The sequence below is a fragment of the Streptomyces huiliensis genome (genome assembly GCF_020037025.1).
Classification (GTDB): domain Bacteria; phylum Actinomycetota; class Actinomycetes; order Streptomycetales; family Streptomycetaceae; genus Streptomyces; species Streptomyces huiliensis.
Genome location: NZ_JAIQLH010000401.1, coordinates 1 through 3,705, shown reverse-complemented (window position 1 = coordinate 3,705; position 3,705 = coordinate 1). Strand labels below are relative to the sequence as shown.

The following is a 3,705-nucleotide window of genomic DNA, read 5'->3' as shown; positions in this document are numbered from 1 at the left end:
TCGTCGGCGCGGTCGGCGCGACCGCGTACGGGACCGGGCTCGCCACCGTCTACCAGCCGCCGAAGCTGCACCGCTCCGACATCGCCGGCGTCTGGAACGACGGCCGGGGCGGCACCGTCCGGCTGAAGGAGGACGGCAGCGCGGTCGCCGACGGGCTCGACAAGTTCGAGTGGGACGGCATGGGCCACGACCGGATCCAGGACTGCAGGGGCTCCGGCAGCTGGACCCCGGTCAAGGACAGCGGCAAGGTCGTCGGCGTCGGGCTGAAGTTCGACGGCTGCGGGAGGTACGAGAAGAACTGGAGCGTCGGCGGCACGGCGAAGGAGCCGCGGATCTTCCACGAGATCGGCAAGCAGGGGTCGGGCAAGCGCTACATGCTGAAGAAGACGCCGCAGACGAGGGGCTGAGCGGGGCCTCGGACGCGTGGCCGGTGAGCGGGCTCCCGGACGCGCGAACGGCGGGTCATCGGGCGGACTGCTCGTCCGTGCCCCGGTGACCCGCCGCCGTTGCTGACAGGACGGACGGGTGTGCGCCGTGCGGCTACCGCGCGGGCTTCTTGCCGGTGATGCCCAGGTGCACCAGGAGCGTCAGGTTGGGCTTGAGGTCGGCCTGCTTGACGCCCCAGCCCTGGAAGCCCTTCTGGTGGGAGGCGACGCCCGCCAGCATCACGACCAGCGAGCCGGCCACGGCGGCGGCGCTGACGTCCTTGTCCACCTTGTTCTTGGCCTGGAGATCCTTCACGGACTGCGTGAGGGAGTCGGTCACGGCGTTGAGGATCCGCATCCGGATCTTGGCGAACCGCTTGTCGCCCTCGGCCGCGCCCAGGTCGATCACGCGCAGGATCGCGTCGTTCCGCCGCCAGAAGGCGAGGAATCCGTCCACCAATTCCTCGGCGGCCTGCCGGCCCGCCTTGCCGACCCAGGAGCGGCCGGCCACGAGTTCCCTGAGGCTCGTCCCTTCCTTCGCGACTTCCTCGGCGAGTTCCAGAACGGCGCCCTCGACGTCCGGGAAGTACTGGTAGAAGGTCGCGGGTGAGGTGCCGGCCCGCCGGGCGACGTCGATGACCTTGACGTCGCGGTAGGGGGAGGAGCTGAGCATTTCCCCGAGGCAGTCGAGCAGCTTCTGTCGCGTCGCCTGTCCTCGGCGGCCGGCCACCCGGCCGTCGACGGTGCGTACTTGTCCTGTCATGCCGTCAGCTTACCGAGGGGTGATCGGAGCGCGATTCGGTCGCATGCAAATGGGGGCGGGGGTGCGAATAGGGGTGGATAAGCAGGTCAGAGGCGTTTCACGGGGGCAATTTCCGGGCGTTCGCGGATTGGCCCGTACCGGTGAATTGTCTTATCGACAAGTCGTGGATCCGGCCGCCCGGCGGGGCTTCCGGGGGCGCCCGCGGGCCGCTCGGGCGGCTCCGCTGGTCCATCCGGGGACCGTCCGGGGTTCGCCCGGGGCGGGTACGGGGTCCGTCGTCGGCCGCGCGGGACCGGGCGTCCGTCGCTACCGTGGCCGGAGCGACACCTCGCGCGGCCGGCCGGTCCGCGCGGGCCGGGCCGGGCCGGAACCGATCGGGCCGGACCGGTGCGATGCGGTGCGGTGCGCGAGGAAGGGAGCGGGCGCCATGGGCGCAGCGACGGACGGAGCCCCGCGGACCACGCCGTGCTGGGCGGACGTGACCCTCCCCGACGTCGAGGCGGGCAAGCGCTTCTACGGCGGGCTCTTCGGCTGGACCTTCGAGGAGGGCGATCCGGAGGCCGGGCCGTACGCCCGGGCCCTGCACGAGGGCGCGGAGGTCGCCGCCCTCGCGCCCAAGTCGGACGGGCGGATGCCCACGGCCTGGAACGTCTACTTCTCCTCGCCCGACGCCGAGGCCACCGCCGAGCGGATCCGCGCGGCGGGCGGACAGGTCGTCACCGGCCCCGCGCGGGCGGACGGATACGGCACGCTGCTGCTCGCCGCGGACCCGGGCGGGGCCGTGTTCGGCGTCTGGCAGGCCGACGCGCACCGGGGGTTCGGCAAGCGCGGCACCCCCGGCGCGTACGGCTGGGCGGAGGTGTACACCCGGGAGCCGGAGGCCGTGGACGCTTTCTACGAGCGGGTTTTCGGGCTGACGGCGTACGGGCTGGGGGAGGACGATGGGTTCGACTACGCCGTCTGGACGCCCGCCGGGGAGCCGCTCGCGCCGGAGCACGCGGTCGGCGGACGGGCCGTCATGGACGAGGCGTCCTTCCCCGCGGCGATGCCCGCGCACTTCCTGGTCTACTTCGTCGTCGCCGACTGCGACGAGGCGTGCGGCGCGGCCCGGCGGCTCGGCGGCCGGATCCGGCGGGAGGCGCGGGACTCCCCGTACGGGCGGTTCGCGGTGCTGACGGACAACCAGGGGGCGGACTTCGCGGTCGTCGAGACGGCGCGGGCGGGGGAGCGGGCGGGGGAGGGCTGACAGGGTGCTCCGCCTTGCCCCGTCAGGGGTGTCCCGCCTTGCCCCGTCAGGGGTGTCCCGCCTTGCCCCGTCAGGGGTGCTCCCTCGTCCCGTAAGGGATTCGCGCGGGCGGGACGGGCTGGTGCTGCTGTGCGCTGTGGGGCTCGGCGGTGCGCTGTGACGGATGGGGCGGCCCTCTTGTGCGGGGGCGGAACTTCCGCTTTCGGCATGGACACGCCGAAGCACGACCCGGGTTCGCAACCACCGCCCGGGCCAGGGAGAATCAGGGGGCGTACCCCGGGATAATTCGCGGTGAGACGCTGCACGGGGCCGGAACAATCCTTTCGAGCCCCCACGGGGAGGTGGCAGGCCAGTTGGAGCAGCTCACACAGCACGACCCGAGACGGATCGGCCCGTTCGAGGTGCTCGGACGGCTCGGGGCCGGCGGCATGGGACTGGTCTATCTCGCCCGCTCGGCGTCCGGCCGGCGGGTCGCGATCAAGACGGTCCGCACGGAGCTGGCCGAGGACCAGCTCTTCCGCGTCCGCTTCACCCGTGAGGTGGAAGCGGCCCGGGCGGTCAGCGGCTTCTACACCGCCGCTGTCGTCGACGCCGACCCGCGCGCCGCCGTGCCCTGGCTGGCCACCGCGTACGTCCCCGCACCCTCCCTCGAAGAGATCATCAACGAGTGCGGGCCGCTCCCGGCCCAGGGCGTGCGCTGGCTCGCCGCCGGCATCGCCGAGGCGCTCCAGTCGATCCACGGCGCCGGGCTCGTCCACCGCGACCTCAAGCCGTCCAACGTCCTGGTGGTCGAGGACGGGCCGCGCGTCATCGACTTCGGCATCGCCTCCGGCGTCTCCAACACCCGGCTGACCATGACCAACGTGGCCGTCGGCACCCCCGCGTACATGTCCCCCGAGCAGGCCAGGGACTCCCGCAGCGTCACCGGCGCCAGCGACGTCTTCTCGCTCGGCTCCACCCTCGTCTTCGCCGCCACCGGCCACGCCCCCTTCCACGGCGCCAACCCGGTCGAGACCGTCTTCATGCTGCTCCGGGAGGGCCCTGACCTCTCCGGCCTGCCCGACGAGCTGCGCCCGCTCATCGACTCCTGCATGCAGATGGCGGCCGAGCACCGGCCCAGCCCGGCCGACCTGCAGGCGCAGCTCGGCCCGCACCTGTTCGCCTCCGGCGGGGGCGACGACAGCGGCACGGCCTCGGCCTGGCTGCCGGCCGACGCCGTCTCGCTCATCGAGCGGCGCCGCGCCGGGCAGCGGCCCGCCGCCGCGCCCGCC

The 3,705-nt window shown here is 73.3% G+C and carries 3 protein-coding genes and 1 pseudogene; 3 read left to right on the top strand and 1 reads right to left on the bottom strand.

What is annotated here, in order from left to right; all coding sequences use genetic code 11:
* Positions 1 to 407, top strand: a pseudogene (locus tag JNW98_RS34155) (hypothetical protein); the annotation flags it as partial.
* A gap of 133 nt (positions 408 to 540) precedes the next feature.
* Here JNW98_RS34155 and JNW98_RS34150 read toward each other — a convergent pair.
* Positions 541 to 1,188, bottom strand: a complete 648-nt coding sequence (locus JNW98_RS34150) for a TetR family transcriptional regulator (protein ID WP_223772175.1) — start codon at positions 1,186 to 1,188, stop codon at positions 541 to 543.
* Between the two features lie 427 nt (positions 1,189 to 1,615).
* Between JNW98_RS34150 and kbpA the strand changes: the two genes are divergently transcribed.
* Together kbpA and JNW98_RS34140 are read left to right on the top strand one after the other, a co-directional pair.
* The gene (gene kbpA / locus JNW98_RS34145) at positions 1,616 to 2,434 is read left to right on the top strand and encodes an AfsK-binding protein KbpA (RefSeq protein WP_223772174.1); all 819 of its coding nucleotides are present in this window, start codon (positions 1,616 to 1,618) and stop codon (positions 2,432 to 2,434) included.
* Between the two features lie 353 nt (positions 2,435 to 2,787).
* On the top strand, positions 2,788 to 3,705 hold a 918-nt coding region (locus JNW98_RS34140; protein WP_223772173.1), incomplete at its 3' end, for a serine/threonine-protein kinase.

Coding starts and splice junctions, on each gene's coding strand:
- JNW98_RS34150 (WP_223772175.1), bottom strand. CDS start 1,188: ATGACAGGACAAGTACGCACCGTCGACGGCCGGGTGGCCGGCCGCCGA.
- kbpA (WP_223772174.1), top strand. CDS start 1,616: ATGGGCGCAGCGACGGACGGAGCCCCGCGGACCACGCCGTGCTGGGCG.